The sequence below is a fragment of the Chamaesiphon sp. OTE_20_metabat_361 genome (genome assembly GCF_031364565.1).
This window is the reverse complement of record NZ_JANLWO010000491.1, coordinates 1-4,465: the sequence shown is the minus strand read 5'-3', so window position 1 is coordinate 4,465 and position 4,465 is coordinate 1. Positions and strand designations below refer to the sequence as shown.

5 protein-coding genes are annotated in these 4,465 nt (G+C 47.3%); 1 reads left to right on the top strand and 4 read right to left on the bottom strand.

All coding sequences use genetic code 11. The features are described from left to right. The 3 genes from RMO35_RS14370 to RMO35_RS14360 all read right to left on the bottom strand — a co-directional run. Positions 1-554 (bottom strand): segregation/condensation protein A (locus tag RMO35_RS14370; protein WP_309742008.1); only part of this gene is annotated, 554 nt, incomplete at its 3' end. A gap of 302 nt (positions 555-856) precedes the next feature. Then, on the bottom strand, positions 857-1,888 hold the full coding sequence (gene era, locus RMO35_RS14365; RefSeq protein WP_309742006.1) for a GTPase Era: 1,032 nt from the start codon (positions 1,886-1,888) through the stop codon (positions 857-859). Positions 1,889-2,060: 172 nt separating this feature from the next. Further along, positions 2,061-2,807: an alpha/beta hydrolase gene (locus RMO35_RS14360; RefSeq protein ID WP_309742005.1), complete on the bottom strand. Its 747-nt coding sequence runs from the start codon at positions 2,805-2,807 to the stop codon at positions 2,061-2,063. Positions 2,808-2,950: 143 nt separating this feature from the next. Between RMO35_RS14360 and RMO35_RS14355 the strand changes: the two genes are divergently transcribed. Then, positions 2,951-3,871, top strand: a complete 921-nt coding sequence (locus tag RMO35_RS14355; protein WP_309742004.1) for a hypothetical protein — start codon at positions 2,951-2,953, stop codon at positions 3,869-3,871. Positions 3,872-3,955: 84 nt separating this feature from the next. On the opposite strand, the gene lepB is transcribed toward RMO35_RS14355, so the two are convergent. Continuing rightward, a partial coding sequence (lepB, locus tag RMO35_RS14350; RefSeq protein WP_309742003.1) for a signal peptidase I occupies positions 3,956-4,465 on the bottom strand: 510 nt, incomplete at its 5' end.

The following is a 4,465-nucleotide window of genomic DNA, read 5'->3' as shown; positions in this document are numbered from 1 at the left end:
CCGACGATCGATTTGGTCGCTTGCTTGACGGACATCACCTTCCCCCGCAAGGAGCGGCGGCGAGCGGTCGGCTCGGCAATCTTATCCGCAATTTGGCGGAGCTGTCCGATCAGATCTTCGAGCGTCACCGGACGCGTGCGCGGTGGGGGTGATGTCAGCCGCCGCCGAATGTGGCGTTCGAGGTTACGCGGTAAGCCAGATGTCGTCATCACTTCAAAGTCCAACTCCTCTTCAATGAAGTCAAAATCTTCCGCTGGGGATTGACTTTGCTCCAGGCTTTGAGCTTTGAGCAGTTCGAGCATCGCCGCCGACAAAAAGGCTTGTCCCGATTGGGAGAGATTGGCTTGTTTGTGAGCCAAGGACGCATCGGCTTCTAAAGGCAGCTTGCTTAAGTGCAGATCGATCGCATCGATGACTTTGACATCCCAAGGATCGATTTCACCCCGTTGTGCCAGATCGATCAGCATCGCAATCCCCATCTGCGCTAGTGTATACGGATCGACTTGAGGTTCGACTATCGGAGCGATATTGTCCCGGCGGGGGGCTGATACCATGATCTCGGGGTTAGGGATGAGGGGTTTAGAAGCGATCGGCATTTTCCAGCCAATCTCCACAGGCTAGAAATTTAGTGCAGCAGAGCTTAATTGGTAACTCTACATCAATTTCAGCATAATTAACGTTGCAAATGCAGATTTTTTATGGTTTTAAAGCTAGCGCACCAATCAGAAGAATGAAACTAGAGCACACCTAAATAAAGTTTTTTCTACCAGTTCCCCAGTCTCCCAGTCTCCCAGTCCCCCAGTCCCCCAGTCCCCCAGTCTCCTCAAAATAGTAACTAAATTTATGCCGTAGAGTACTAGTCCACTCGATAACCTAGTTCTGCCAGCCGCAAGCCAGATTGTCGCCACTTCGGCTGCACTTTCACAAATAGTTCTAGATATACTTTGCCCGCAATCAGTTTTTGCATCTGCTCGCGTGCATTACTACCGATTTGCTTGAGCATTTGCCCGCTTTTGCCGATCAGGATGCCTTTTTGCGAATCGCGTTCGACATAGATTGTTGCTAGGACGCGAGTAATTTTGGCATCTTCCTGAACTCGATCGATCGTCACCGCCACTGAGTGCGGCAATTCTTCCCGCGTCAGTAAAATGATTTGCTCGCGAATCAATTCGCCCATGATAAACCGTTCGGGCTGGTCGGTGACTAATTCGGGTGGGTAATAATAAGGGCCGATTTCCAGATTTTCACTCAGACTAGCCTGCAATCGATCCAACCCTGTTTCCGTCACCGCCGAAAAGTTCACTACCTGCCAATTGTGAGTTTGAGCGAGTTCGAGATAGCTACCATCGATCGCGTCTAAATGCGAACGGCTCAGATCTTCACGCAAATCGATTTTATTAATTCCCAAAATAATTGGCGTTTTGACATTAACCAGCAACTCGGCAATAAACCTGTCACCACCGCCAGCAATTTCCATCCCATCGACTACAAATAAGACGACATCTACCGCCCCGATCGCACTTTGAGCATTTTTCACCAACACTTCCCCCAGTTTGTGATGGGGTTTGTGAATTCCGGGCGTATCCACAAAGATCATTTGCGCCGTATCGGTAGTCAGGATGCCCTGTAAGCGGTTGCGAGTTGTCTGGGGGACTGGAGAGACGATCGCAATTTTTTGACCGATCAGTTGGTTCATCAGCGTAGACTTACCCACATTCGGTCTGCCAATAATCCCCACAAATCCCGATCGAAATCCCTCCGGTGCTGCCGGGATCGTTCCTAAACCTAACTCCGGTGTCGCATTCGCGCCACTATTTTGTTGCGCGGCTAGATAAGCTTCAACTACAGATTTATTGTTTGGTGTTGTGGATTGGGGTCGATCGGTCATGGGCTTCTCACTGGTGATTCTCCTTCCGATCTTACCGCAGTCCTCGCCAATACTCGATCGTTACAGGCAATGCTGCACTAAACTCCCTGAAGACTTGGAGCTTGGTAGTAGAGTCTACTCATCTCAGTCATCGTCAGCATCATCTTACCTTTGGCTCTAATTTCACCGCCGCTCAATTCAACTCCACTTTCAGAAGTTGATGAAAGGCGATCTCTGGTTCTAGCTCTTGCCAAAACTTTTGGATTTGATAACTGACTACTTCTGAATTCATGTGATGAAAGAAGTGTCCCCCAGTGGAAATGTGCCAAATTCTATCTATAGGTTTAAGATAATTATTCCAGCCGTATGAAGCAGCTAATTTAATTACCGGATCGGATTGACTCGCACAAATCATCAGCGGCATCTCGACACCGCCTGAAGGTAAAATACTCGACTGAAACAGTGAATGATTTGACGGAGATTCCACTAAATCTCGCTCCAGGCGCTCCACCAAATCGCAAACATGCCGCGCCGAACGATCTGGAAATAAATCGTTGGCAAGTGAGGTTAAGGTAGCTTTTCTGTTGTCCGACAACGAACATAATCGATCGTAATAATATGAATGCCAATTAATTCCCGGTCGTGCGGCAACGCTTAACAATGTTAGTGAAGCGACCTGACTCGGATACGTTCGGGCATAAACTAAGGCAATGATACCGCCCATGCCATGTCCGATTAGATGCACCGGGTCGGCGGTATCCTTTAAGTGAGTGTGTAATAATTCAACTGCCTCGTCAATAGAACTACTCTCATCTAAACTTTGATAGAATTCCCAACACTTAATCTTAATAACTTGTGATAGGTGCCTAATCAAACGACGATGAAAATACTTGAGGCTAGGACTAGCGCTAATCCAGAGAAATCTAGACCGATCTGTCATTATATTTAATATTTAACAACGGTAGGAAATCTACCACTACCATTTGAGTACTATATTATAGGTGGAAAGCGCAACTATTCACTACCCTTCCATCCTAGAATATCCTGCACCGATTTTGAGAATTCCTAGCTAATATGGGTAACATGAGGAAAGAGTACTTACTCGCCGATATCGCGCCCACACCAAATCATATGCGAAGCGACCTAAATACGACCGTCACGATCGATCCTAGCCTCGACGAACGGCTTGCCAAATTTGCGCGATCTTCACAAACAGGAGTCTGGAATCATCTCGATAAAAGACAACTAATTGAGGACATTCGCGACAGACTGATCGATCCCTACCAAATTCAACAAGGGGAGCAGCCCTTTTGCGGCCCTGCCTCAGTCGTCTTTGAGCTGATTCGCAAACAACCAGCACGATACATCGATATCTGTCAAAGTTTATACGAGTATGGTAGCTTTGACGGGTATACCAAAAAAATCACCGTCTCAGGCAGATTGTGTCGTAGCTATGGCAACCTGAGAATGGCCCAAGCTGATTGGATGCTCCTCGCGACACTGCGCGACTGTGCCAATACCCTCGTCCCCGTGCATCCCAAAGCACCAAAACTGATTCGCGAACTCGGCGGCATCACCAAACCCTGGGAGATTAATGGCTGGGTCAAGGAATTACTCGGATACTCCACCACCAAATCCCATCCGACCATTTTATCTGGCGAATTTCGGGCGCTGCAAGAAGCCGATAGTACGATTAAAGCAGGTGGCGTGGTATTTGGGCTGATTAATTCTCAAGGTTTGCTCGGCAGCAACTCTTTTATAGCATCCCGTTTTCATCGACTCTATCCAAATCACTGGGTGACAATCTTGGGTAATATCTCGATTCTCGGAACGAGAGGCTACGCCAACGAACCCCCAACTAAAATTACTAAAAATAAGCAAAGTCGAGTCCAATTTGACATGTATTCCTGGGGTCGTAAAATCCACGTCAATACCGACGTAGCGACAATTAAAGATTTTTTCTGGGGCGTCGCCGTCGGTAAGTCATTCGGTGATGTTATCTAGATCTATCCATTTTTTCCTGTTTTAATAGATACACGATTGACTGACAATTTGTAAGGGCTAACCCCATTTCAGCAACGCCGTAATTTACTTCGTATATTCGGGCTGAGGGGGGATGCCACCAACGCGGTTAATCGGCCAAAATCGGACGATGGCTTTGCCAATAATTTGCTCTTTGGGTAAAAAGCCCCAGTAGTGACCGTCGTAACTATTATTTCGATTGTCACCCAATACTAAATAATTATCTTTAGGGACGATCCCATCGGGCGTCAATGCCGTACTGCTCCAGTTATATTTTGGTGGTTCGCCGAGATAATTTTCGGGCAGTAGTTGGCGATTGATATATACTTTACCGCCTTGGACATCGATGCGATCGCCAGGTAGACCGATGATACGTTTGATAAAGGCTTCTTTGTATGTTGGTTCGCCATTAGCCTGCAATTCTTTTTCCAATTTGGCGGTTGGATTGAAGACAACGATATCGCCCCGGCGAGGAGCGGTAAAGCGATAACTAATTTTATCGATAATCAATCGATCGTCAATTTGCAGCGTGGGGAGCATCGAGCCAGACGGAATAAAGCGAGAGTCGGCGACAAA